Source organism: Lacibacter sp. H375, assembly GCF_037892425.1.
Classification (GTDB): Bacteria; Bacteroidota; Bacteroidia; order Chitinophagales; family Chitinophagaceae; genus Lacibacter.
In genome coordinates this window covers 2,261,948-2,287,813 of record NZ_JBBKTT010000001.1, presented here as the reverse complement: position 1 = coordinate 2,287,813, position 25,866 = coordinate 2,261,948, and the positions used below count along the sequence as shown (strand labels likewise).

General features: G+C 39.4%; 30 protein-coding genes. 11 read left to right on the top strand and 19 right to left on the bottom strand.

Features of this window, described 5'->3' with window-relative positions; genetic code table 11:
• The first annotated feature begins 25 nt into the window (after positions 1–25).
• The 7 genes from WG954_RS10100 (at position 26) to WG954_RS10070 (ending at position 7,217) form a co-directional block, all read left to right on the top strand.
• Complete coding sequence (locus WG954_RS10100; RefSeq protein WP_340436074.1) at positions 26–499, top strand: hypothetical protein; 474 nt, start codon at positions 26–28, stop codon at positions 497–499.
• A 12-nt stretch (positions 500–511) separates the two neighbouring features.
• Complete coding sequence (locus WG954_RS10095) at positions 512–1,345, top strand: UbiA prenyltransferase family protein (RefSeq protein WP_340436072.1); 834 nt, start codon at positions 512–514, stop codon at positions 1,343–1,345.
• A gap of 87 nt (positions 1,346–1,432) precedes the next feature.
• Complete coding sequence (locus WG954_RS10090; protein ID WP_182804614.1) at positions 1,433–2,539, top strand: M20/M25/M40 family metallo-hydrolase; 1,107 nt, start codon at positions 1,433–1,435, stop codon at positions 2,537–2,539.
• A complete protein-coding gene (locus WG954_RS10085) occupies positions 2,536–2,709 on the top strand; it encodes a hypothetical protein (RefSeq protein WP_182804612.1) in 174 nt (57 codons plus the stop codon). The genes WG954_RS10090 and WG954_RS10085 overlap by 4 nt, the downstream gene beginning before the upstream one ends.
• The gene (locus WG954_RS10080) at positions 2,693–4,066 is read left to right on the top strand and encodes a hypothetical protein (protein WP_340436068.1); all 1,374 of its coding nucleotides are present in this window, start codon (positions 2,693–2,695) and stop codon (positions 4,064–4,066) included. The genes WG954_RS10085 and WG954_RS10080 overlap by 17 nt, the downstream gene beginning before the upstream one ends.
• A 281-nt stretch (positions 4,067–4,347) precedes the next feature.
• Positions 4,348–5,634, top strand: coding sequence for a sulfatase-like hydrolase/transferase (locus tag WG954_RS10075; RefSeq protein WP_340436067.1), 1,287 nt, complete (start codon positions 4,348–4,350; stop codon positions 5,632–5,634).
• 455 nt (positions 5,635–6,089) lie between these two features.
• Positions 6,090–7,217, top strand: a complete 1,128-nt coding sequence (locus WG954_RS10070; protein WP_340436064.1) for a sulfatase-like hydrolase/transferase — start codon at positions 6,090–6,092, stop codon at positions 7,215–7,217.
• A gap of 2 nt (positions 7,218–7,219) precedes the next feature.
• On the opposite strand, the gene WG954_RS10065 is transcribed toward WG954_RS10070, so the two are convergent.
• The 11 genes from WG954_RS10065 to WG954_RS10015 form a co-directional block, all read right to left on the bottom strand.
• Positions 7,220–8,536, bottom strand: a complete 1,317-nt coding sequence (locus WG954_RS10065; protein ID WP_340436060.1) for an SGNH/GDSL hydrolase family protein — start codon at positions 8,534–8,536, stop codon at positions 7,220–7,222.
• A 16-nt stretch (positions 8,537–8,552) separates the two neighbouring features.
• Positions 8,553–8,984, bottom strand: a complete 432-nt coding sequence (gene aroQ, locus WG954_RS10060) for a type II 3-dehydroquinate dehydratase (protein ID WP_340436059.1) — start codon at positions 8,982–8,984, stop codon at positions 8,553–8,555.
• Positions 8,985–9,032: 48 nt separating this feature from the next.
• The gene (carA, locus tag WG954_RS10055) at positions 9,033–10,154 is read right to left on the bottom strand and encodes a glutamine-hydrolyzing carbamoyl-phosphate synthase small subunit (RefSeq protein WP_340436056.1); all 1,122 of its coding nucleotides are present in this window, start codon (positions 10,152–10,154) and stop codon (positions 9,033–9,035) included.
• 71 nt (positions 10,155–10,225) lie between these two features.
• On the bottom strand, positions 10,226–10,729 hold the full coding sequence (gene rplQ / locus WG954_RS10050; RefSeq protein ID WP_445298453.1) for a 50S ribosomal protein L17: 504 nt from the start codon (positions 10,727–10,729) through the stop codon (positions 10,226–10,228).
• Between the two features lie 94 nt (positions 10,730–10,823).
• Positions 10,824–11,822 carry a DNA-directed RNA polymerase subunit alpha gene (locus tag WG954_RS10045; RefSeq protein WP_324228172.1) on the bottom strand — a complete coding sequence of 333 codons (999 nt, stop codon included), beginning with the start codon at positions 11,820–11,822 and terminating at the stop codon, positions 10,824–10,826.
• A 113-nt stretch (positions 11,823–11,935) separates the two neighbouring features.
• The gene (gene rpsD / locus WG954_RS10040) at positions 11,936–12,541 is read right to left on the bottom strand and encodes a 30S ribosomal protein S4 (protein ID WP_324228173.1); all 606 of its coding nucleotides are present in this window, start codon (positions 12,539–12,541) and stop codon (positions 11,936–11,938) included.
• A gap of 143 nt (positions 12,542–12,684) precedes the next feature.
• A complete protein-coding gene (gene rpsK, locus WG954_RS10035) occupies positions 12,685–13,089 on the bottom strand; it encodes a 30S ribosomal protein S11 (protein WP_182804593.1) in 405 nt (134 codons plus the stop codon).
• 166 nt (positions 13,090–13,255) lie between these two features.
• Positions 13,256–13,636: a 30S ribosomal protein S13 gene (rpsM, locus tag WG954_RS10030; protein WP_340429155.1), complete on the bottom strand. Its 381-nt coding sequence runs from the start codon at positions 13,634–13,636 to the stop codon at positions 13,256–13,258.
• 47 nt (positions 13,637–13,683) lie between these two features.
• On the bottom strand, positions 13,684–13,800 hold the full coding sequence (gene ykgO, locus WG954_RS10025) for a type B 50S ribosomal protein L36 (RefSeq protein WP_038084689.1): 117 nt from the start codon (positions 13,798–13,800) through the stop codon (positions 13,684–13,686).
• A gap of 73 nt (positions 13,801–13,873) precedes the next feature.
• Positions 13,874–14,092, bottom strand: a complete 219-nt coding sequence (gene infA / locus WG954_RS10020; protein ID WP_129130093.1) for a translation initiation factor IF-1 — start codon at positions 14,090–14,092, stop codon at positions 13,874–13,876.
• Positions 14,093–14,211: 119 nt separating this feature from the next.
• Positions 14,212–14,619 (bottom strand): hypothetical protein, encoded by a 408-nt coding sequence (locus tag WG954_RS10015; RefSeq protein WP_340436040.1) that lies wholly within the window; start codon positions 14,617–14,619, stop codon positions 14,212–14,214.
• A 147-nt stretch (positions 14,620–14,766) separates the two neighbouring features.
• On the opposite strand from WG954_RS10015, the gene WG954_RS10010 reads away from it, so the two are divergent.
• Both WG954_RS10010 and WG954_RS10005 read left to right on the top strand, forming a co-directional pair.
• On the top strand, positions 14,767–15,396 hold the full coding sequence (locus tag WG954_RS10010) for a DUF4136 domain-containing protein (RefSeq protein ID WP_340436038.1): 630 nt from the start codon (positions 14,767–14,769) through the stop codon (positions 15,394–15,396).
• Positions 15,397–15,419: 23 nt separating this feature from the next.
• Complete coding sequence (locus WG954_RS10005) at positions 15,420–16,031, top strand: putative outer membrane beta-barrel protein (RefSeq protein ID WP_340436036.1); 612 nt, start codon at positions 15,420–15,422, stop codon at positions 16,029–16,031.
• A 2-nt stretch (positions 16,032–16,033) separates the two neighbouring features.
• Here WG954_RS10005 and WG954_RS10000 read toward each other — a convergent pair whose 3' ends face one another.
• Genes WG954_RS10000 through WG954_RS09970 form a run of 7 tightly spaced genes read right to left on the bottom strand, consistent with a single transcriptional unit; the run spans position 16,034 to position 22,811 of the window.
• Positions 16,034–17,152: an ABC transporter permease gene (locus tag WG954_RS10000; RefSeq protein WP_340436033.1), complete on the bottom strand. Its 1,119-nt coding sequence runs from the start codon at positions 17,150–17,152 to the stop codon at positions 16,034–16,036.
• Complete coding sequence (locus WG954_RS09995) at positions 17,149–18,255, bottom strand: ABC transporter permease (RefSeq protein ID WP_340436032.1); 1,107 nt, start codon at positions 18,253–18,255, stop codon at positions 17,149–17,151. Before WG954_RS09995 ends, WG954_RS10000 begins: the two co-directional genes overlap by 4 nt.
• Before the next feature lie 28 nt (positions 18,256–18,283).
• Positions 18,284–19,030 (bottom strand): ABC transporter ATP-binding protein, encoded by a 747-nt coding sequence (locus WG954_RS09990; protein WP_340436030.1) that lies wholly within the window; start codon positions 19,028–19,030, stop codon positions 18,284–18,286.
• Position 19,031: 1 nt separating this feature from the next.
• Entirely contained in the window at positions 19,032–19,949 is a 918-nt protein-coding gene (locus WG954_RS09985; RefSeq protein ID WP_340436029.1) for an ABC transporter ATP-binding protein, read from the bottom strand.
• 5 nt (positions 19,950–19,954) lie between these two features.
• On the bottom strand, positions 19,955–20,890 hold the full coding sequence (locus WG954_RS09980) for an HlyD family secretion protein (protein WP_340436027.1): 936 nt from the start codon (positions 20,888–20,890) through the stop codon (positions 19,955–19,957).
• Positions 20,891–20,895: 5 nt separating this feature from the next.
• Entirely contained in the window at positions 20,896–22,146 is a 1,251-nt protein-coding gene (locus WG954_RS09975) for a TolC family protein (RefSeq protein ID WP_340436024.1), read from the bottom strand.
• A gap of 47 nt (positions 22,147–22,193) precedes the next feature.
• Complete coding sequence (locus WG954_RS09970) at positions 22,194–22,811, bottom strand: TetR/AcrR family transcriptional regulator (protein WP_340436021.1); 618 nt, start codon at positions 22,809–22,811, stop codon at positions 22,194–22,196.
• A gap of 145 nt (positions 22,812–22,956) precedes the next feature.
• Here WG954_RS09970 and WG954_RS09965 point away from each other — a divergent pair, with 145 nt between their 5' ends.
• Positions 22,957–23,325 (top strand): SPOR domain-containing protein, encoded by a 369-nt coding sequence (locus tag WG954_RS09965; RefSeq protein ID WP_340436019.1) that lies wholly within the window; start codon positions 22,957–22,959, stop codon positions 23,323–23,325.
• Between the two features lie 64 nt (positions 23,326–23,389).
• Here WG954_RS09965 and WG954_RS09960 read toward each other — a convergent pair whose 3' ends face one another.
• Positions 23,390–24,547 carry a homogentisate 1,2-dioxygenase gene (locus WG954_RS09960; protein WP_340436017.1) on the bottom strand — a complete coding sequence of 386 codons (1,158 nt, stop codon included), beginning with the start codon at positions 24,545–24,547 and terminating at the stop codon, positions 23,390–23,392.
• Between the two features lie 332 nt (positions 24,548–24,879).
• On the opposite strand from WG954_RS09960, the gene WG954_RS09955 reads away from it, so the two are divergent.
• The gene (locus tag WG954_RS09955; protein ID WP_340436016.1) at positions 24,880–25,863 is read left to right on the top strand and encodes a bestrophin family protein; all 984 of its coding nucleotides are present in this window, start codon (positions 24,880–24,882) and stop codon (positions 25,861–25,863) included.
• Positions 25,864–25,866 lie beyond the last annotated feature (3 nt).

The window sequence follows — 25,866 nt, the reverse complement described above, 5'->3', positions numbered from 1 at the left end:
AAATTTGAACTAAGAACTTTTTCTTATGAAGGCAAAACTATTGTTTCTTTTTGTATTCGCTTCCCTGCTGGCAGGCTGCGGAAAAGATAAATATACGACCAAGCCGCAGGTTGAAATAAAATCCATAAAACAGGGCGAAGTTTTCAATCCCGCAGGTGGCAACGCTAATTTCATTGAGTTTGATTTAACAGTTACAGATAAAGAAGGTGATGCCCAAGGTGAAATTATTATCGATAAACTGGATGCACCATCGCCTGCCTGCCAATTAAATAGCTTTACAGATGAAGTATACACGATCCCAAACTTCCCGGGCGAACCTAATCAGAAAGTGAACGTTAAGGTAAAGTATGCCAGTGGAAGTATTATCGGTTACGGTACATTATCCGGAAATAATTGTAATTCTCAGCCGCATATAGCCATCTTCAGATTCAGAATTGTTGACAAAACAGGTGATACAAGCAATGCAGTGCAGTCCGACCCCATTACACTGCCTTTTTAAGTGTTTGTTGTAATGCCACGGCTCACCCGGTTCCTTCTTTTTTATCATATTGTTATTGCTGTAAGTGCAGCGGCACTTTGTGTGCAAACCAAACTATTCTACTCGCTTTTTGATTACCCGTTAACACTTATTGCATTTATATTTTTTGCAACGCTTCTTAGCTACAATCTTCATTTCAGTTTCGCCGCAAAAAAGAGCACTTCATCGGAACAACTGGAATGGTTTCGGGAAGCAAAGACAGCTACAGCAATCTTAAACATTTTATCAATGATTGCCACGTTGTGGTTTTGGTGGAAGATCCGAAGCATCAATACACATATTATACTGGCTATAGTTTTTAATTCGGCTTACACGGCTCCGCTTTTATTGAAGGAACCAATTAAGCTGCCCTCCATCCTTACCTTTATTAAGAGTTATTTTATTGGTTTTGTGTGGGCCTATGCAACAGTTGTATTGCCGCTTGCTTTTTTTGAAGTGGAGCCTAATGTAAATGAGGTCTTTCTTTTTATCAGCCGGCTTCTATTAGTAGCGCTTGCAACCATGATCTTCGATTACCGTGACAGGCTTCGGGATTTTGAAATGGGAGTACATACGCCAGCCAACATCATGAACGAGCAACAGTTCCAGTTCTTTTTTATTATTAATGTTGTTCTTTATTCGTTCTCGGTTGTATTCTTAGCCGTCCGTTTCGACTCTTATCTTCATTTGCTCCAGTTAATACCTGGTATTGTTGCCATTTACCTGTTACGTGTTTCAAAAAGACAAAACAGTGATTACTTTTATCTTGGTTGGGTTGATGGACTTTTGATTCTTTCCTCACTACTAAGCCTATTCCTGCTACTCTAAACATCTCATTCCCACGTTAGTAAAAAGTGCTGATACCCCGCTTTTTAAAAGAAGCGAACCCGTACATTTGCTGAAAGCACTAAAACGATGGCAAAAGCAGCAAAGAAAAAATCAATTCTTACAAACACATCTCTTGAGTTTTTGAAGAACTATCATAATACACATTCGCCTGTTGGTTTTGAAACCAGCGGACAGAAAGTGTGGTTAGAATATCTGAAACCATATATCGATACGCATTTCAGCGATTCATATGGTACCGTTGTTGGTGTGCTCAATCCTGAACATTCCTTCAAAGTAGTGATAGAAGCACATGCTGATGAGATCAGTTGGTTTGTGAATTACATTACACCGGAAGGATTGATCTATCTGAAACGTAATGGTGGTGTTGATCACCAAATCGCTCCTGCCAAACGTGTGTTGATCCATGGAAAAAAAGGAATTGTAAAAGCTGTGTTTGGATGGCCGGCTATTCATACACGTCTTGGTAATCCAGAAGCAAAAGAACCACAACCACGTGTTGACAATCTCTGGCTCGATTGCGGCGCACGTAACAGAAAAGAAGTTGAGGCTCTCGGTGTGAAAGTAGGTTGTGTGGTTACATATGAAGAAGGTTTTGATGAACTGGCCCATGATTATTATATAGCCCGTGCATTTGATAACCGTATTGGTGGCTTCATGATTGCTGAAGTTGCACGTTTGCTGAAAGAAAACAAAAAGAAACTTCCTTATGGTTTATACATTGTAAATGCAGTGCAGGAAGAAATTGGTTTGCGTGGTGCTGAAATGATCGCACGCCGCATTAAACCGGATATCGCTATTGTTACAGATGTAACACATGATACTACCACGCCCATGATCAGTAAGATTGTTGAAGGTGATATCAGCTGCAGTAAGGGACCTTCATTAGCAACCGGACCAGCTATTCACAATAAACTACTCGATTTTGTTACGGATGTTGCTGATAAGAAAAAAATTCCGGTGCAATGGCGTTCATTAAGCCGTAGCACAGGAACAGATACTGATTCATTTGCTTATGCCAATGACGGTTGTCCTTCAGTACTCATAAGTATTCCATTACGTTATATGCATACAACAGTTGAAATGTTGCACAAGAGTGATATTGAAAATACAATTCACCTGATGTACGAAACACTACTTGCGTTAACTCCAAAAACCAATCTCCGTTATTTATGATGCAGTTGTTATACCTTGATCCGGGAAGTGGCAGTTACCTGATACAGGTAATTATAGCTGCTGTGTTGGGTGTGATCTTTTATTTTAAAAGCGGTTGGAACTGGATCAAAAGCTTCTTTGTAAAAACACCACCCAAAACAGAAGAGGAAAAGAATGAATCAACCGATTAATCATCATCCTGCTTCTTTTCGTGATCCTTCCGGTTTTATTTATGAAAAGGATGGAACGATCTTTCGTTTCGTTGCAGCTGGTTATAGTGAGGATTATGATCTGTTGATGAAGAGTGGTCTTGCAGATGAACTTCTCAAAAAGAAATTACTACTCCCGTTTACTGAGTTTTCAGAAAATCATACAGGAAGAGCAGATTGGTATAAAACACTGCAGCCCCAACAACTTCCATTTCTTTCTTATGCATGGGAATGGAGTTTTGAGCAATTAAAAGGTGCTGCATTAACAACGCTTGATATCTGCAAACAAGCTTTACAAAAAGGCATGATCCTGAAAGATGCATCGCCAACCAATATTCAATTTGTTGATGGCAGGTTTAAGCTGATCGACACACTTTCATTTGAAACATACAAAGAAGGCGAATCCTGGATCGCTTACCGGCAGTTTTGTGAATGTTTTTTGAATCCATTGCTCATAGCTTTTCATACAGGAATGGAAGTACATAGACTCATGCTCAGCTATCCTGATGGAGTGCCTGCTACAGTTACCTCAAGCTTACTTCCTTTCAAAACAAAATTGAATGCATCGGTTTACCTGCATGTGCATTTACAAGCGAAGATGGCAGGTAAACATTCAACTGGGCAAAAGCAAACAACCAGGAAGATCACGCAAAAGAATATTGATCAAATATTACAAAACCTGCATAGCTTAATCAGTAACCTTTCGCTGCCGGTACAAACCACCACTTGGAATAATTATTATTCAGAAACAATACTGAGCGAAACTTATTTTTCGGAGAAGAAGAAACTGGTTAGTTCACTTTTGGAAAGTACAGAATACAGCTCAGTTCTTGACCTCGGGGCTAATGAAGGTGAATTTTCATTGCTGTGCAAAAATGATGCGATGGTGATCTCAACTGATTTCGATAGTGACTGCATCAACAGGTTGTACAAGCGAATCAAAGAGGAAAAGAGAACGAATATTTATCCGGCCGTCATTGATCTCACTTATCCTTCTCCTTCGCTGGGTTGGAGGAACGAAGAACGTCAAGCTTTCTTTAAACGCACAAAAGTTGATGTATGCATGGCATTGGCGTTGATGCATCACTTGGCAATTGCGAAGAATATTACATTTGAACAACTGGCTGCTTTTTTTGCTTCTGTTTGCAAAGTTCTCATAATTGAATTTGTGCCGAAAAGTGATCCAAAAGTTTTAGGGATGTTGAAGTGGCGGAAGGATATATTTGACGAGTATGATCAGGAAACATTTGAACATGCATTTGCGCCGCTGTTTGTATTGGAAAGGAAAATGATTGTGCAGGGAAGCGAACGGACAATGTATGTTTACAGGAAAAAGTAACTCTCTTCATAACTACCATGAAAGAAAAGTTGAATGCACTCCTTCGGGAGAAACCATACTTCCTTTTGCTGCTGCCGCTATTCTTTATTTTTCATGGCTACAACGCTTTTTTTAGCTTCTTTCCTCTTCGTTTTGTTTTGCTGAACCTGACAATCACTTTGCTTGCAACCGCACTGCTTTATTTATTAAATTTTTGGTTACTAAAAAATAAAAGAAAGGCGGCCATCTTTTCTTTTTGGATATTACTATTCATTTTATCTTTTGGCTTTTTGCATGACTCCTTGAAGAAAATTGTCGGCGCTAATTTTTTCAGCAGCTATAAGGTTATTATACCGCTGATTTTTGCTCTCTTCATTGCCATATGGTTATTTATCAAGAAAAGCATTGGCACATTTAAACGCCTTTTTTTATTCTTTAATATCTTGCTGTGTTTGTTCATTGGGTATGAGTTGTTTAATAGTCTAACCAATTTTCTTGCCTACAAGAAAAACAAGAACTTAATTGACGATCGTTTCAATGCTTTCCATCTGGCTGAAAAAAAACTCAAACTGCCGGACACATCAAAACCAGATATTTATTTTCTTGTATTTGACGCACTGCCTTCTACAACAGCAATGCAGGATACCTGGAATTTCAACAACAATACATTAGACAGTTTTCTTCAGAAGGAGAACTTTTACGTTGTTCCCAGTTCAAAAAGTAATTATAATCTCACGGTATTATCTGTCAGCAGCACGCTTAATATGGATTATACTCCTCCTGTGGATCTTTACCAGGATGAAACTAAAATGTATTTTAAAGCATCTGCTTCACTTCTCGACAACTCATTAGTACGTTACTTGAATGGTGCTGGTTACGACATCAAACAATATCAACCTGTTTCATTTAGAAACAACGACTGGAGTGGCGGTTTGTTCTTCCCTGATATGTTGTACATGAACTATTTCTACCAGACATTGCCTGGCAGAATTTACAGGGATCTTGCTTGGAATTTTGCCCAGCTAAAAACCAAGTTAAATCAAAAACAAGACTACGCCTACTATGAAAAACGAAACAATAATCATAGGGATGATTTGCATCAAACAACTTTGTTGATAAAAAACTCTTGCGCAATGAAAAAACCAAAGCCGCAGTTTGTTTATGCACATTATCAATTACCACATGATCCGTACATCTATGATAGTTTGGGCAATTTGAAACAGGTAGATAAAACTGTTACCTATACCGAAGAGGAACAGCCAGCAGCCTTTATTGAGCAAGTGAAATTTGCCAATAAAATAATTCAGCAACTTGTAACCCATATCAAGCAAACAAACAAGCCAAATACTGTTATCATAATTGAAGGCGATCATGGCTTCAGGAATATATACGGGAAAAAGGGGTACATGATCTACGAGAATTTTTCCTCATTCTATTTTCCTGATGGGAATTACAAGGATCTATATCCAACTATTAGTCCTGTCAACAGTTTCAGAGTTGTATTGAATAATTTTTTTGACGCAAACCTGCCACTTTTAAAAGATAGCAGTATTTTCATTCCCTATACCTTACCCGGAGCAAGAAAATAACCATGCAGAAACTTTTTCAAAAATCAAAGCTATTTCTTGGTAAGCAACCACTTTTTCTTTTGTTGTTGCCTCTGTTTTTTATCTATAGTGGCTACAATGAATTATTTGGGTTTCTTTCCTTCAAATTTGTGTTCACTAATCTGGGCGTCATTCTTGGCTGTATGTTTGTTTGTCTTTTAGTTTCTTATCTGTTGTTCGGAAATGGAACCAAAGCCGCCATATTTACTTTTATTGTCAGTTTATTTTGCCTGGTGTTTGGTTTCCTACATGATAGTTTAAAAAGCCTTCTTCCACAAAGCTTTCTGGTTAAGTACAGCTTTCTTATCCCGGCAATTTTTGTTTTGTTTCTAATAGTATTCCTGGCTTTAAGGAAAGGAAAGAACGCATTTTCCGAGTTGTATCTATTCCTTAATCTTCTGTTCACCATTTTGCTTCTCTCAGAAATACCAAACAGTGTGAAGCGTTATCAACTCGATAAAAGTGTTGACAACCTTATTGACTTTCGTTTTAATGCATACAATGACTACCAGCCGGCAAAAGCTCTTCCTGATTCTCTAAAGCCTGATATTTACTTTCTTGTGTTTGATGCTATGGCTTCATCAAAAAGTATACTGCAAAACTTTGGCAGAAACAATTATCAGCTGGATACGTTTTTAAATCAAAAAGGATTTTATGTGATCCCGAAGGGAAAGGCAAATTACAATTGGACCATTCATTCACTAAGCACAACCTTTAATATGCAGTATCTCCCACCATGGATCGCTCCTGTAATGAATGACGGGAAAGCCTATTTCTGGGGTTCGGCATCAATCTTAAATAATTCATTATTCCGCATTCTTAAACAGGAGGGATATACTATTAATAGTTACCAGCCTATATCTTTTGATAACAAAGATTGGCCGGGCAATTCATATTTTTCAAGCTTTAAAAAGTATCACTATAGTTTTAAAACACTACCTGGCCGCATTTACCGTGATGTATTTTGGAATTACAACCGAATTGATGTTGATTTTGTAAAAGAAAGACAATTTAGAATCATCGCAAATCGTAACAAAGAGAAGAAGGCCTATTTGGATGCTACAATAGCCTTAATAAAGCAAAGCTGCACAAGTTCTGGCAAGCAGAAGTTTATTTATGGTCATTTTATGATACCACATGATCCTTATACATTCGATAGCACAGGGAAAGTAAAAAACCCTGAGCAAACAATAATAAAACGTAAAGAAGATGATGCTGATGCATACTATAGTCAGCTTGTTTATGCAGGAACTGTTATCAAGGAACTGGTTGCTTATATACAAACAAACAATAAAAAGAATACTATAATCATCGTAGCTGGTGATCATGGTTACCGCAGCAGCGAATCAGAAAAAGCCGGTTACAACTTTGAGAACTTCAACGCCTTCTATTTTCCTGATAAAGATTATGCGAAACTATATGATTCTGTTTCGCCTGTCAATACATTTCGCATCATACTTAATAAATCATTCGGAAGTAATTTGCCAATCTTAAAAGACAGTAGCATTCTCGTCACGGTGCAAAAAGAAACAATCAGAAAAAAAGAAAAAATACATTCCAACTGAAATTATTTCCCAGGCAGTTGCTCAAGAATTGATGTTGCGATCAACTTATGAGCAAGTGGATTTGGGTGACCATCAATAAACACCGAATCACTTCCCTTCGTTCCCCAATGCCCAAACATTCTCACATACTCCTGCTCATCAGCGCTGCTCAATCTCTGGCGCAAAGCAGAATCAGCATTTGCAATTCGATATGAGTAATTGCTGATTGGAAGATTTGCCTTAAAGGTAATAGGTCCGTTATTGAGATGCAATAAGATCACCTCTACACCATGCTCTCTGGCCAGTTTAATTATTTCGGAATAGGCAAAAAGCTCCGCCTCCTGCTCCCGATCTGTTGGTCTTTTTTTATGACCAAGAATATTTCCAATTCTTGTTTTGATGATTTGTATTTGTTGATTCCCAAAATAACTGATCCCCTTCTTGAAATAATAACGCAAAAAATTACCCTTATAAATTTTCCGATCTTCCTCGGGTAATAATTCATTTATCGGTGATTGATAAACCGGCGGATCAATAGCAAATTCATTTCCCTTCTCAATAAAGTAAGGTGTAGGGAGTACGTAACCGCCCCTGCTTGGAGCAAATTCTGAAAGCGATCGCTCGATGAGCCATGGACTCCGTTGAATAATAATGTAACGAGGTTTATATTTTGGAATAAGTTGGTTTGCCAGTAACATCATCTGTGCCAAGCCATAGCCCCCAACAGCAGCATTGATATAATTCATTCCCGATTCCCGGGCCACTATGTATGGAAATGTTTCTTCAGCCTTGCATGCAGATCCAAAGGTAAATGAGCAACCAAGAAATAAGAGATCAACAGGTTTATTTACATCACTGAATTGTTCTCCGGTGTGTGCCACTCTAAAACCATTACGGTCAGTTTTAACAGGAACAGGTTGCTTCAGATCGTAAACAAGAGAACTGAAATTATCCGGACGCATCCTGTAACCTAATAAACTATCCCGCTCGTACATCCTGCCCTTCCATGATATAAAATTATCAGAAGAAAAATATCTATAGTATGCCAGAATATTTTTATTTAAGGAAAGAGAGTGATAGATAATAAAAAGCAGAGTGACAATTGAAAAAAGGAAAAGTGAACCTTTTAATGGGCTTCGAAATAATCCCGAATTCCAAAGTCTTTTGTAGAAAAAAGCATAAAGACAAAAAAGAATAATGAATGCCTGCAGTAATTGATAAATATGCCTGGTACCCAATGGAAGAAACAAACCAGTTTTTTCAGCAAAGTACTGAAGTAAAAAAAACAACCCTGCACAAATAAAAATTGTTACTAGTGCGTCAATTACAATTTTTTTCATGCCAATTTACTACTCGTTAACTATTACCTTCCTTTAAAAGCCATGTGATCGCCAACTCATACCCCCTCAACCCCAAACCAATAATACTGCCCGCAGCTTTTGCACTAACATGAGACAACTTGCGAAATTCTTCTCTTGCATGTACATTAGAGATATGTACTTCCACAACAGGTGTTGTAATGGCAGCTATCGCATCACCAAGGGCAACAGAAGTATGCGTGTAACCACCGGGGTTCATTACAATGCCATCGTATGAAAACCCAACACGTTGTAATTCGTTGATCAACTCACCTTCTACATTGCTTTGATAATAATGAAACTCAATTGTTGGAAATTTTGCTTTCAGTTCTTCGAAATATTCTTCAAACGACTGGTTGCCATATACACCCGGCTCACGTTTGCCGAGCAGATTAAGGTTAGGTCCATTAATGATGGCGATCTTCTTCATATCGTAAATATAAAATAAAAGCCCCGACTCATTAGTCAGGGCTTCTTATTAATTTAAACTGCTTTTGATCATGTTGATGAAATCATCAAACAGGTAACGGCTGTCGTGCGGACCAGGCGTGCTTTCCGGATGATACTGCACAGAGAATGCAGGACGGTCTTTCAAACGAATACCTTCAATCGATTCATCATTCAGGTTCACATGCGTGATCTCAACATTGGCTGCTTTACGCACCGTTTCAGGATCAACACCAAAACCATGGTTCTGTGTAGTGATCTCACACAAACCTGTTACCAGGTTTTTCACCGGGTGATTTAATCCACGATGACCGTGATGCATTTTGAATGTGGAAATATCATTTGCCAATGCCAGCAACTGATGACCAAGACAGATACCAAAAGTTGGTTTCTTTTCGTTGATGATCGCCTTCACTGTTTCAATTGCATAATCCATACTTGCAGGATCGCCGGGACCATTTGATATAAAGTAACCTGCAGGGTTAAACGCTTTTAGCTCTTCGATCTTTGTTTTTGCAGGGAATACTTTCAGGTAAGCGCCACGATCAACCATGCACTGTAAAATGTTCAGCTTAGTACCAAAGTCCATTACAGCAATACGGATCGGTGATTTTTCATCACCCATATTATAAGCTTCAGTTGTGCTTACAGTACTCGCAAGTTCAAGTCCTTCCATCGAAGGAACTTTTGCTAACTCTTCTTTCAGTTTTGCTTCATCCAATATTTCAGAAGAGATAATGCAGTTCATGGCACCTTTTGTGCGCACATGGGCTACAATTGCTCTTGTATCTATATCTTCAATAGAAACAATATTCTGTTCTTCAAGGTATTGCTGCAACGATTTGTCGGCAGAATATCTTGAGAAACGATCCTCAAGATTGCGGCCAATCAAACCTTTAATTTTTACACTATTGCTCTCTACATCTTTTTCAAATGTGCCATAGTTTCCTGTGTGCACATTGTTCATGATAATGATTTGGCCAGAGTAACTGGGATCAGTAAATACTTCCTGGTAACCTGTCATACCTGTGTTGAAACAGATTTCGCCGGTTGTAGTACCAATCTTTCCAAATGCTTTACCGTAAAATACATTGCCATCTTCCAACATCAAGATAGCGGTTTGAGTTCCTGTTGGCTTATGTGGTTGTGTCATAATTAAGTGCAAAATAAAAGAGGCAGAACCAAACGGCCTGCCTCTGTATCAGAAAATTTTCAACATTTAATTTACTCAGCTGATTTTTCTTCTGTTTTTTCTTCAGCAGCAGGCGCAGCAGCTTCTGCTGTTGCTTCAGCTTTCTTCTTCGCACCACCGGCACGACGGGTTTTCTTAGCAGGAGCAGCAGCTTCACCTTTTCCTTTACCGTAGATCTCGTTGAAATCTACCAGTTCAATCATGGCTTTTTCTGCGTTATCACCTACACGAATTCCCAATTTCAGTACACGTGTGTAACCACCCGGGCGACTTGCAATTTTTTCTGCTACCGTGCTAAACAGTTCAGTAACAGCTTCTTTGTTTTGTAAGTAACTGAACACAACACGACGGCTGTGAGTTGAGTTATCTTTTGCCTTAGTGATCAATGGCTCGATCCATGTACGTAAAGCCTTCGCCTTGGTTAAGGTTGTAACAATACGCTTGTGCTGAATCAGCTCAATTGCGAGGTTGGTCAGTAACGCTTTTCTGTGAGAAGCGGTACGTCCCAAGTTTTTGATTTTGTCTCCGTGACGCATGACGTTTAAATTTTAGAGTCTTGTACCGTGTCAGGAATTACAAGACTATGTTTAAAAAAATACTCAGCTGCAATACTGCAGCTGAGTAAAAATATTAATCGATATTATCTAATCCCATTTTGTGAAGATCCATACCGAAGTGTAAGCCTCTTTCGCCTAACACCTGCTCAATTTCTGCCAGAGATTTCTGACCGAAGTTGCGGAACTTCATCAAATCTTCCTGCTCGTACTGAACCAACTCACTCAATGAGTTGATCTTCGCAGCTTTCAGGCAATTGAAGGCACGTACTGAAAGATCAAGATCTTCCAATGGTGTTTTCAATACCTTACGCAGTTGCAGCATTTGCTCATCAACCACATCTTCTTTCTTCTCTTCCTTGTTATCAAACGTGATGTTTTCATCAGTAATGATCATAAGGTGCTGAATGAGAATGCGGCTTGCTTGTTTTACTGCTTCTTCCGGATGAATAGTACCGTCAGTAACAACGTCCATTACTAATTTTTCGAAATCAGTACGTTGTTCCACACGTGTATTTTCAATCAGGTACTTTACGTTTTTAATTGGCGTAAAGATCGAATCAGTAGCAATGTAACCAAATGGAGCATCTTTGGGTTTGTTATCCTCTGCAGGAACATAACCACGGCCCTTTGCAATGTTGATCTCAATATCAAGCTTTGCACTTGGATCCATTGTGCAGATGAGCAATTCAGGGTTCATTACTTCAAAGCTCTGAGTAGCTTCACCAATATTTGCAGCAGTAAATTCTGTTTTGTTTTTCAGGCTCAAAGTAACTTTCTCATGAGCAATGTCATGATCAACTTTCTTTTTAAAACGAACCTGTTTTAAATTGAGGATGATTTCCACAACGTCTTCGCTGATACCTTTTACAGTAGCGAATTCATGGTCGGCGCCTTCGATTTTAATACCGGTAATAGCGTAACCTTCCAACGAATTCAGCAACACACGGCGCAACGCATTACCAATGGTAACACCATAACCGGGTTCAAGCGGACGGAATTCAAACTGTGCTTCAAAGTCATTTGCCTTCTGAAGAACAATTTTGTCGGGTTTTACGAAATTCAAAATAGCCATATTGAAGTTTCTGTTTTACATTTTGTAATCGGCTGTTATGCCTTTATTCATCTGCTGTTGCGTCGCACTCTTGTACGTTCTGTAACTGGATTGAGCTATCGGCTCAAAGCTTATTACTTGCTGTACAATTCCACGATCAACTGCTCCTTAATATTTTCAGGAACACTTTCACGTTCAGGGTAAGCAATGAACGTACCCTTCATTTCAGCTTCGTTGTAATCGATCCAGTTAAACTTAGGATTCTTTCCTTTTGCCTGGCCTGTAACAGAAGTGTTATCCTTGCTCTTATCTTTCAAGCTAACGATATCACCCGGTTTCAGTTGGTAAGAAGGAACATTTACAACAATACCATTTACAGTAACGTGCTTGTGGCTCACCAGCTGGCGTGCAGCAGGGCGGCTTGGAGCAATACCTAAACGGTAGATCGTGTTATCCAAACGTGCTTCGAGGAGGCGGATCAGGTTTTCACCGGTTACACCTTTCAAGCGTGCAGCTTCTTCAAATGTTTTGCGGAATTGTTTCTCTAATACACCATAAGTGTATTTGGCTTTTTGTTTTTCACGCAACTGTAAAGCGTATTCACCTAAAGTTTTACGCTTACGTTGTGCGCCATGTTGACCCGGAGGGTTGCTGTTTTTACCCAACCATTTGCCATTGCCGAGGATTGGCTCACCGAAAATACGGGAGATCTTGGTCTTAGGACCAGTGTAACGTGCCATAGTTTTTATTCATTTACGCTTTTTAGAAACCGGTGAACTGATCCGTAAAAGCGTTAAAAATTAATCAGCCACCCTTTTAATAAAATGAATGAATCTTGGCGATTCAAATATGTCTGGACAGATGCGTAAAACGCACCAATCAATTAAACTCTTCTCTTTTTAGGAGGACGACAACCGTTGTGTGGTAAAGGAGTAACGTCTTTGATCATTGCTACTTCAATACCTGATTGTGATAAAGCACGGATAGCGCTTTCACGACCAGAACCGGGTCCTTTTACATATACATCTACACGCTTAACACCAGCATCGAAAGCTACTTTCGCAGCTTCTGCAGATGCTACCTGTGCAGCATAAGGAGTGTTTTTCTTAGACCCTTTGAAGCCCATTTTACCGGCGCTGCTCCAGGAAATAACCTGTCCTTGTTTGTTTGTTAAGCTGATGATGATGTTGTTGAAAGTGGCGCTGATATGTGCGTCGCCATGCGAATCAATCTTTACAACTCTTTTCTTGGCGGCTGCCTTAGCGCTCACCTGTTGTGCTTTTGCCATAATTGAAAACCGAGGTAATCTATTTGTTTTAAAATAATCCACCTGAGGTGGACCAGATCAACGCTCCATCTACACCGTGATATCTGCTGTTAACCTGTAAGAACTGGTGTATATAGAAAAGCCGAAAGCTGTTAGCGTTTGCTACCAGCTTTCAACTTAATTCTTATTACTTCTTAGCTGCTTTCTTCTTACCTGCAACTGTCTTACGTTTACCTTTACGTGTGCGACTGTTTGTCTTAGTACGCTGTCCACGAACAGGTAATCCTTTACGGTGACGTAAGCCACGGTAGCAAGCAATATCAAGCAGACGCTTAATGCTCATTTGCACTTCACTACGCAACTGACCTTCTACTTTGAACTCGTTGGTAATAACGTTACGAATTGCATTCAATTCGTCATCGTTCCATTGGTTCACTTTTTTATTTACATCAATACCTGATTTCTCAAGGATGTATTTTGCAGTAGAAGGACCAATACCATAGATATAGGTAAGGCCTATTTCTCCTCTTTTGTTCTTTGGTAAATCAACACCGGCAATACGAGCCATAACTTATTTTACTTTTATTGTTCTTGTTTGGTTTGAATCAGCAACAATTACCCTTGACGCTGCTTAAAGCGAGGGTTCTTTTTGTTGATCACATAAAGCTTACCTTTTCTGCGAACGATCTTGCAGTCGGCGCTACGCTTCTTAATGGATGCTCTTACTTTCATTTTCTTAAGCTTTGTGCTGCAAGCTGTTCGCTGCGAGCTATTGTTTACTTTATTTCTATTAATAAGCCACGGCTTACTTATATCTGAAAATAATACGTCCCCTGCTCAAATCGTAGGGACTCATTTCAACCCCAACTTTATCTCCAGGGAGAATACGGATGTAGTGCATCCTCATTTTTCCTGAGATGGTGGCCAAAATTTCATGCCCGTTTTCAAGCTGTACCCGAAACATTGCATTACTTAATGCTTCTAAAATTTTGCCGTCCTGTTTAATAAGTGCTTGTTTCGCCATACTTTTTGGGGTCGCAAAGATAGGAGGATTTCTGGAAAAGAATACAAAAAAATCAGCCCCGGCGGGCATTTTCAAAAAAAAATTCCCAAGCCGGGGCCAAATATAAAATTTTCTGCTATTTAAATTGCTTCTGCAGTAAGATGCACCTTGGTCATATCAAGATAATAATTCTGCAGTTGATGCAATGCAATTGATTGATTTACATGACGTTTATCTTCTCTATACCAGAAGCTGATATTACTGAAATCATCGGGCTTATCTAAATGAACCCTAAAAGCTCCTTTCAGATATTTTACTGACCCATCGGGCTGGTCTTCCCGGGTAAAATTAATTTTTTTGAGAGCGGCATCGCTGAGGGGTATTGGTTTCAGCACTTCCCCGGCATACCAAAATTCATTCTGGCCGTTGGTAAGAACCTTTGCCAGTTTTTGACCGTTGTTTACTTCAAGCACCTCTCCTTCCATGAGTGTGCCTTCGAAATCGACCATTACGAGATCACCTTCTTTGAGATCAGAGATTTTAATCATAACGCAAGCGCTTTTGTTTGCTCTAATTTAAACAAATAATGACAAAAAAGCAGCTTACCTGAAACATGGCCTTAAATGATTCTTAACAGGCTGTTTAAAACTCAACTGGCCTCCTTTTTGTTTCTATTATGAATAAACTAAAAGGATATGAAACGATTGAGCGTTGCTTTCTTACCATTACTGTTCATCTTTCTTGCGACTTCCTGTAAGAAAAATCCCATCAAAAATCTGAGTGTAGAGGAAAGCTGGGTGTACATCAGCAGCGGTAACAACGGAATTAACTTTTCTAATTTTTCGAATGTAACCATTCCTGATTCTATTATTCTCATCAGTAACAGGCAAGGGAGTAATAATTATGAAACCAATGCTCTTGCACAGTCAATGATCGCTGAAGTGAAAGCAACAATGCAGTCACGGGGATACAGCCTTACAAGTAAGAACAACAATCCCGATCTGGGCATAAGTATCGCCAGGATCGATAACAGTTATACTAATGTAGCTGCGGTTAATGGTTGGTGGGATCCGTATTATGGATATTGGGACCCAACGTTCTGGGGCTATTCAGGCTATAGTTGGGCGCCAACACAGTTTGTCTTTTATAACACTAACGAATCAGCTTGGGCCATTGACATCATCGACCTGAAGAATACAAGTGGAAATTCGTTGAAGATCTTGTGGAGCGGCACCATTCGTGGTGAAGAAATTTTTAACCCACAGGCGGTGCCTTTGATCGTAAAAGGTCTTTTTGACGTTGCGCCATACATCAAAAGAAATTAATTGATCGAACAAAACATAAGCAGATGAAACAACTAATCATATTAATAATAGCTATTAGTTCAGCCAATGTTGTAACAGCACAACAAGGATTATCGAAGATCAGCATCCAGCACTCTACTCATTTACCTGTGGGCAGTGTGCGTGGTTTTGTAGAAACCATTTCTCCAAGAGGATTTTCTGCCGATTACAGCTACTACATCAACAATAATTTTTCAATTGGATTTGCCGGAGGTTGCAATGATCTCTACCAAAAGAAAGACCGTCAGACTTATACTTTCTCAGAAACGGATATCTCAGCCGTGAAATCACATTCATTGCAGACAATACCTTTAATGCTGAAAGGAAGTTACAGCAAAATCAATGAAGGATCTTTGTTTCAACCTTATGTGGGAATTTCAGCAGGTGGCAGCCTGGTTAACTATGAAGAATGGTTCGGCACATTGGTAGATGAGAAAAGTGGATTCCGATTTACAGTTGCACCTGAAATAGGCACACGCATTTCATTTAATAAATACTCATTAGGTGGCATTGACCTTAGCTTGCGTTATCACTACACAGCATTCAAGTATAATGATGTAAAAAATCTGCAAACTGTTTCACTTAACCTTGGGTTGTTTTTCTTTAACCGAAATTAATGTTAGGTGCGTTTGCGGTAGTTGAAAATAGCCCAGCCATTCAATACAACAGCAAAAGCGGTGATACTTAGTAAGTGACTTTTTATATCACCCAGCCCGCTTCCTTTCAATACAACCATGCGCATTACATCAATAAAATAAGAAACAGGATTGAACCTTGTAATCCATTGTGCCCATTCCGGCATACTGTCAATAGAAGTATAAAGTCCTCCTAACAAAACAAAGATCATCATCAGGAAAAAAGATATGAGCATGGCCTGCTGTTGCGTTGTGGCATAGGTAGAGATCAATAAACCAAGTCCCAACACTGCCAGTAAATAAATAGCTGCAAAAACATAAATGGTAAAGAAACCACCAAGAGGAATAATACCATACAACAACCGTGAGATCAGTAATCCCAATGTTAATACAATCATACCCAGTATCCAGAATGGAATCAGTTTTCCTAAAATGAAATGATACTTCTTAACCGGTGTTACATTGATCTGCTCAATTGTACCGATCTCCTTTTCTTTTACAATATTGATGGCCGTAAGATTTGCTCCTACCATTGTGAGGAGCAGCACTAGTATTCCTGGCACCATGAAATATTTATAGTTCAGCAATGGATTAAACCAATTCGATGCAGTGACTTCGATTTGTGTTTGCGGACTAAACCTCGGCATTTGAATCCACTCCAATCTTACTTCACGGTTAAAATCCTGGAGTATTGTACGCAAGTAGGCACTACCAAGATTTCCTTTTACACCATTAATAGCATTGCTTGCAATAAAAAGTTGCGCTTCGCTTTCTTTTACCAGTTGTTTTTCAAAAGATGCAGGTATTTCTAACACCAGGTCAGTATTATCTTTTTCAATTTCTTCAAACGATTCTTCAAACGAACCGGAATAATGAGTGAGTTGAAAATATCCACTTGAAGTGATCTTAGAGATCAATTGACGTGAATAAGATGAACGATCAAGATCGGTTACAGATAATTTAATGTTTTTGATCTCGTAATCGGCAGCCCAGGGCAAGATCATCAGTTGAATGACAGGCATGATAAAAATGATACGCAGGATGGCAGGATCACGAAAAATCTGCCTGAATTCCTTCTGCAGTAAAAATTTTAATGTCCTCATTGTAACCTGATTTTAAAACGTTTCACCGCCACGGTTAAAAAGAACAGCATCATGCCCAGCAGTATGAGGGTTTCTTTCCAAACCGCTGCAAGCCCAACTCCTTTTATCATTACTGATTTTACAATGATATAATACCATTTGGCCGGTACAATATTGGAAACAGTACGAAGTGGGAATGGCATGTTTTCAATTGGGAACATGAACCCGCTCAACATAACAGTTGGTAAAAACAACGCAACCAATGAAATAAACATGGCCGTCTGTTGAGATTCCGCAGCAGAAGAAATCAACAACCCAAGCGATAGTGATACCAGTGTGAACAGGATACTTTCTGCAACCAACAATGCAAGGCTTCCGTTAATCGGCACTTCCAACACATATACGCTCAACAAAAGAATGCTGGTAATATTGATACTTGACAATAACAAATACGGAACTGCTTTCGCAAACACCACCAACTGTGGTTTCATAGGAGACACGAGCATGATCTCCATGGTACCCATTTCTTTTTCACGAACAATGGTAATTGCTGTCATCATGGTGCAAACGAGTAACAAAACCATCGCCATTACACCCGGTACAAAATTGTAAGCACCTTTCAACTGTGGGTTATAAAGCATTCTTGTTTTTATATTGATAGTGTAGGGAAGTTTCAGATTATTTGTAACACGGTTCTGGTAATCGATGATCACCGCTGTTGCATAATTGGTTAGTGTATTTGCAACGTTGGGGTCGGATGCATCTGCTATTAACTGCACACTTGCTTTGTTCATGTGTTGCAGATCTTCACCAAACTGGTTGGGCAACACAATGGCCAGTTTGATCTTCCCTTTGCGAAATGCCGTTTCAATTTCATTGTACGATTGAAGATTTTCTTCTACATCAAAATAGCGGCTTGAATTTATTTCACTTATGAGTGAAGCTGTTGCAGCATCTTTCGATTGATCAAGCACGGCGATCTTCGAATTCTTCACTTCATTCGTTAATGCAAAACCAAAAATCACGATCTGTATCACAGGCATTCCCAACAGGATAAACATGGTACGTTTGTCCCGCCAGATATGGAAGAATTCCTTTTTTACAAATGCCAAAAATTGTTTCATGTTGTGCTCACAAAAATTTGTTTGTTACTCAATCACCTGGCCTTACTGCTTTACGTGCCAGTTTCAGAAACACATCATCCATTGAATCTGAATGATATATTTTTTTTAATTCTGCCGGAGTATCGAGTGCTTCAATTTTTCCATCCACCATAATACTTACACGATTGCAGTATTCTGCTTCATCCATATAATGTGTGGTAACAAAAATGGTGATGCCATTATCTGCTGCCTGGTAGATCATGTTCCAGAACTCCCGACGTGTGACAGGGTCAACACCACCTGTGGGTTCATCTAGGAAAACAATTTCAGGTTCGTGAAAAATGGCTACTGAAAATGCCAGCTTCTGTTTCCATCCAAGTGGCAACGCACCAACGAGTTTGTTTGCTTCTTTTTCCAGATGCAAATGATCAAGAATAAAAGCAGTTTTCTCTTTAATAAAGGCATTGCTCTTCCCATAAATACCTCCGTACAATTGCATATTTTCTTTCACCGTCAGGTCTTCGTACAACGAAAACTTCTGACTCATATAGCCAATATTCTTTTTGATCTGTTCATTCTGTGTGTACACATCAAAGCCTGCGACTGTTGCTTTACCTCCTGTTGGCTTCGACAAACCGCATAACATACGCATGGCTGTTGTTTTGCCAGCACCGTTCGCACCAAGAAAACCAAATATTTCTCCTTTGTTCACTTCAAACGTAATAGCATCTACCGCAGTAAAATGACCAAAGTGTTTACTGAGTTCATGTGCTGTTATGATCTTATCGTTTGTCATATTAATTACGCATCAATTGCATGAAACAATCTTCAATGGTTGGTTTGCCTTGCACTATTTCCAGTTCAGCATGTTGTCTGTTTGACAAAAACTGTTGTAGCAGATCAGCACCGCCGCCATTCTTCATTACCACATGATGATAGATGCCTGAGGGATACGCATTGGCAACAGCATCAAATGTTTTTAGGTCATTTAGCAAATGCAACATATTCTTCGCTCTAACTGCAAACATTGTTTGACTGAATGATGTAACGATCTGTTGTGGTGTATCAATGCTGAGGATAGAACCTGTTTGTATCAACGCAACCCTGTCACACATACTTGCTTCATCCATATAAGGTGTTGAAACGAGAATGGTGATGCCTTGCTCTTTCAATCGCTTCAACATTTCCCAAAATTCTTTTCTTGAAACAGCATCAACACCGGTTGTTGGTTCATCTAAAAACAAAACAGTGGGGCGATGGATCAATGCACAACTCAACGCCAGCTTTTGCTTCATACCACCGGATAGCTTACCGGCTTTACGATCTTTGAATGGTTCTATCTGTGAATAAATATCTTTAATGAGATCGTAGTTCTCTTCAACGGATGTATTGAAAATGGTTGCAAAAAAATCAAGATTTTCTTTTACTGTAAGATCCTGGTACAACGAAAAACGACCGGGCATATAACCTACCTGTTTCCTGATGGCCTTATAATCTTTCACAACATCTAACCCTTCAACTGTTGCGCTTCCGCTATCAGCAAGTAATAAGGTTGTGAGTATGCGGAAGAGTGAGGTCTTACCTGCTCCATCCGGGCCAATGATACCAAACAACTCTCCCTTTGCTACATCAAATGAAAGATCATTCAATGCAGTGGTATTTTGCTTTTTATCGCCGTAAGTTTTAATGATATGTTGTACTGATACCGACTGCATGCTCTTTATTTGAATACGACCTCGCCATACATACCGATCTTGAGATAACCATCATTCTTTACATTGATCTTGGTGGCATAAACAAGATTGGCCCGCTCTTCTTTTGTTTGAATTGTTTTTGGTGTGAACTCTGCTTTATCGGAGATCCAGCTGATTGTTCCTGTGAGTTCTTTGTATTTATCTTTCCCTTCATCAACCAATACTTTCACTTGCTGCCCAAGTTTTATTTGCGAAAGCTGATCGCCTGTTACATATGCCCGCAATTTCATTTCACCGAGATCAGCAATTTTATACAAAGCTTTTCCGGTTGATGTTAACTCACCTGCTTCCGCATACTTGGTTAATACTGTTCCGTTGATGGGGTTTACAATATCAGCACGTTTCAACTGGTCATTCAATTGCTCCACTCTTTTTTGCAATGGCTTCGATTCGCTGAGAATACTTTTGTTTTGTGTGGAAGTATTGTTCCTTTGCACATTAATCTGCTGTTGCGTAACAACCATCTGTTTTCTTACTACATCGATCTGTGCATTCATATCATCCAGTTGTTTTCCTGTTGCTGCATCTTGCTTTATGAGATTTTCAATACGTTGTTTTTCATGCAACAGGTTATTGAGTTGCGATTGCTGAACAGCTAACTGATTTTGCAACAAAGCCACCTGCGGTCCAACATCTGCCGTTTTATCGCTTAATGAACTGATGCTTGCCTCTACCTGTTCCTTCTGCAATTCAATTCCCTCTGCATCTACAGTGCCCACTACACGATTTGCAGAAACAGTATCGCCTTCATTCACGGTAAGTGTTAATATTTTTCCGCTTAATTCGGATGATACGATCACTTCCGTTGCTTCAAAAGTTCCTGACGCATCAAATTTGTTCCCGTTACTGCTGCAGGCTGTTACAAAAACAACTGCCAGCATGCCTATAAAAATGTTACGCATAGTCTTTATTTTCCCTTGGTGGTTTGATAATTAATTTGTGCCTGTATTAATTGCAGCTGATGTACGATCAGCATTTGTCTTGCTTGGTCTTCTGCATTTACTTCACGCAGGTAATCGTTAGCAGTGATCACGCCGTTCTCCAGTTGTGCTTTTGCCGCATCTTTTACTTTTAAACGCAGCTCCACGATCTCATGATCTTTCGCAATCAGTTGATTGATCTTATCGATCTCTGCCTGCTGTTGTTTTAATTGTGTATTGGTGTTGAGCAGAAACACATCTTTTTGCACAGCAACAATCTGTTGATTGATGCCAATCAGCTCCCGCTCTTTTTTTGCAGTGTATAATGCACCAAAGGCCCAGTTGAAACGGATACCTGTTACATAATAAGTGGCGAACTTGTTTTCGAGAAAATTCAAACCCGGTCTTCCATAACCGCCCTGAAAAAAGAAACTGGTTTTCGGAAGATTCTTTGCCTTGATCATATTGCTTTGTCCTCCGAGCAGCTGTTGTTGCTTCTGAAACAGGTTCAGTTCGGGACGAAGTATGTTCTGATCGTTCGTCGTTGCAACAACCGGTTTTGCAAACAGCATATTTATAGCATAGTATTCACCGGTAAATAAACTTAACACATCCAGCAATCCTGTTTTTGTTGCGGTGAGTTCAATTACACGTTGATCAACTTTAAGTATTTCTGCTTTTAATAAATTGAGATTTGATTTGAAGGCAACGCCGTTTGTAACCTGTGCTTCAATTTTCTTTGTGCCTGTTGCTAAGTCATCACGGATCAACTGCGTTTGCTTCAGTTGTTCATCAATGTAAAGAACGCTGAGGTATATCTGACTGATACGTTCCTCCAGTTTATACAGTTCCACTTCAACTTTCTGTTCTTCCACATCTGCATTTAATTGCTGAATGCTGCGTTGCTGTTTGAGCATTCCACCATCGTAGATCATTTGGTTGATATCAGCCACAATTTTATACTGATCCTTACTTAACGGATCAATGGTTACACCCGGCACCGGGATCTTCACTGTTGTTACTTCCGATTGATAAGTGGCTTGTCCGCTCACTGAAAGCTGTGGCAGAAATCCTTTGTTAAGATTTTCAATCGTGATATCCTTTGTTTGGCGAATAAGATCTTTTTGTTTGATGAGCGGGTATTGTTGCCTCGCCTTTGCATGTACCTGCTCCAGCGTTACCGTTTGCGAAAACGACGCCTGGGATAAAACAACAAACAAAAAAAGCAGTTTCTTCATAACATTCTATTTATTTAACCAAGTAGTTAACTTCTGTTCAAAAAAAATTATTTCCTGATGGAATCAATGATAAACTTCGGGATGTCTTTTTTCCTCTGTTCCATCGCATGCCTGAACTGGAATTCATCCAATCCAAGGTTCATCTGTATGATGGGTTTGGCAATAAACGGGAAAATGGTCATCGAAAGAAGGTTCATCATTAATTGCAACGGGCTGATGGGTTTGATGGTTCCTTTTTTCACCTCAACTTCAATTTGCTCTAGAAATTTTGATGGGTCTGGTTTGCTTTTTCCACCCCACACCTTCTTCATAAAATACTCCGGGTCCTGCGTCACCTCATTCATTACAAACAAAGGCAGATAGGGGTTTTCCATCACCACGGTAATATATTCATCGCAAAACTTTTCGATCTTTTCAAACAAGCTGGAATCCGAATTAAACACCTCATTTACTTTCGGGAATAAGTGGCCTGCTGCCTCCATAAACACCTTTTCAAATAGCTTATCCTTGCTCTCAAAGTAGTAATGTAACAAGGCTTTGTTCATCCCCGCTTCATCAGCAATATCCTGCATACGTGCACCATACATCCCCTTCTTAATAAAGACCTTTCTTGCCGCCTGCAGAATCACTTCTTCTGTACTTTGATCTTTTATCCGCTTTGCCATAATTTTTAACCAAATGGTTAACAAAAGTAAAAGAATGTTTCTTTCCGGCAAATTTATTTTTCAAACTTTTGCTATTGATTCACTAAAGCGAAGCGTGAAATATAATTCTGGCTTGCATTTTGCCTGTTCAGTGTATCCCGAAGTAATGCAAATCAAAACAATCATTTATAGCATTTTAACTACTGTTGTTCTGGCGGCCTGCACAGGACCAAAAACAACCAGTACTCCAGCTCCAGCCAAGGAAAAAACTATCACAAAAAAAATGGTGAATGGCTACCAACTTCAGGTATTGAATACTATTGACAGGAAGGAAGCCATTAACGCAAAATCATTGCTGCTCACCAAATACCCACAACAGAAAACATTTCTAATGTTTCAAAGTCCGTACTATAAAATAAGGTTCGGGAATTTTTTGACTAAGACAGAAGCGCTGAGTTATCAGAAAAAAATCAAATCGCACTTTATCAATGTGTTTGTAATACCTGCGAAGTTTGAGATAAAGGTGGTGGAGTAACCATACCCTTCATAAGAAAAAGTAAAGAGCTTTTTCTAACTCTTTACTCTCGTTTATCTATCAGCTACTCAGCCCAGCTCATTACATAATTACCGTTTTCAATATCCAACGCCTGCCTGGTCAGCATCAATGGACGAAACGTATCCACCATCACCGCCAGCTCTTTGGTTTCTTTGGCGCCAATACTTTTTTCAACTGCACCTGGATGTGGCCCGTGTGGTATACCGGCAGGATGCAGTGTAATCATGCCTCTTGTTACATTTTTGCGGCTCATAAAATCACCATCCACATAATAGATCACTTCATCGCTATCAATATTACTGTGATTGTATGGCGCAGGAATGGCATTGGGATGATAATCGTACAACCTCGGCACAAATGAACAAACCACAAATGCATTCGTTTCAAAAGTTTGATGCACAGGTGGTGGCTGATGCACACGGCCAGTGATGGGTTCAAAATCATGGATTGAAAAAATATATGGATAACAGCAACCATCCCAACCTATAACGTCAAACGGATGTGTACCGTAATGCAAACCATATAACATTCCCTTCTTCTTTGCCCTGATGAGGAAATCTCCTGCTTCATCATGTGTCTTCAGATCCTGCGGTTTACGGATATCCCTTTCGCAATACGGTGCATGCTCCATCAACTGGCCATACTTACTCATGTAACGTTTGGGGTAACGAAGTGGCGTAAACGATTCAACAATGAACAAACGATTCTTATCATCGTTAAATTCAATTTGATAAATGGTTCCCCTGGGCAATACAATATAATCGCCGTAACCAAAGGGCAATTGCCCATATTGTGTTTTAACGGTACCACTTCCCTCATGCACAAAGATCATTTCATCTGCGTCGGTATTCTTGTAGAAATAATCTTTTGTTCCACTTGTTGGTGCAGCCAATACAATATGACAATCGCTGTTTACCAACACAGGTACACGACTTTCTAAAAATTCTCCGCCGGGTTTAAGATTGAATCCTTCAAAACAACGATGCTGCAACATTTTTTCTTCCGCAATAATGGGCGAGACATCGATCTGCGGCTCTGTCTTTATAATCTGTGTAGGTGGGTGACAATGATAGAGCAACGAGTAATCATCACTGAAACCTTCCGTTGAAAATAATTGTTCACTATACAAACCACCATCGGGCTTGCGAAACTGTGTATGACGTTTATGAGGGATTTTTCCCAATGTATAATAGTGTGACATGGCTAATTTAAAAATTTGATGATTTGAAAATTTTCGTTCAACAGTACTTCCTTATTCAGCAGATAGGTACGTATTCGCCGATCGCATTGATGAACAGCGAAAAGTAATATAATCTCAGCTCCGTGAAAGTTCCAGCGTGGCAAGCAAAAAGATATACTTCCACTTCCGTTTATCGATCCAGTAAGTGAAATTTCTGAAAAATGGCATATTCAAAGCTAAGAAATCTGTTCGGGTAAATCGTGACCATTCAACGCTTGTTTGAAAAATTTACAAATAGATTTATCTTCCCTTTTTATCGTTCCAGACTTATCTTCAACCATCAACCAACCAATATGCACGCCGGTAATCAATACACACTAAAAGAATTTTTGGTATGGACCCGCAGAGACATTTATTTTATCTTTTTATTATCGGCTATACCTACCGTATTGTTTGCCATTTTAGAATGGCATTGGCTGGTTATTCCTTGGGTGCCAATTGCTATGATTGGTACGGCCGCTGCTTTTATTGCAGGGTTTAAAAACACACAAACCTATAACCGGCTTTGGGAAGCAAGACAAATCTATGGATCAATTGTAAATACAAGTCGTTCTTTTGGAATGATGGCAAGGGATTTTGTAACAGATAAAACTGTTCAACAACAACTCATTTACCGCCATATAGCCTGGCTGACTGCTTTACGATTTCAGTTAAGAGAACCTCGCAAATGGGAAACAACAGAAAGAAAATATAACCAGGAATACCAGCGTTTTTACAGCATCCCCGAGCGTCATGGAAAACTAGAAGATGAATTGAAACCATTGCTCCCTGAAAATGAGTTGAAATATATTCTTGAAAAAAAGAACCGTGCAACCCAATTAATTGCTCTGCAATCGAGACAGTTAAAAGAAGTAAAAGCAGCGGGATCTGTTGAGCCGCTCAACTATATTGAACTGGAAAATCAACTGGTATTATTATTTGAACACCAGGGACGTTGTGAGCGAATAAAAAACTTCCCTTATCCCCGGCAGTTTGCATCCATCAACAAATTTTTTATCGTTCTGTTTATTATGGTGGTACCATTTGGTTTGCTCAACGAATTCCAAAAAATGGGAGAACACTTTGTATGGCTCAATATTCCATTCAGTATGATCGTTAACTGGGTGTTCTCCTCACTGGAACGTGTAGGCGAAGCAACTGAAAACCCATTTGAAGGTAGCGCCAACGATGTGCCCATTACCGCATTAAGCAGAACAATAGAAATTGACATGCTTGAAATGCTCGATGAAACAGACATACCACCAGCACTGCAACCAATCAATAATATTTTAATGTAATCA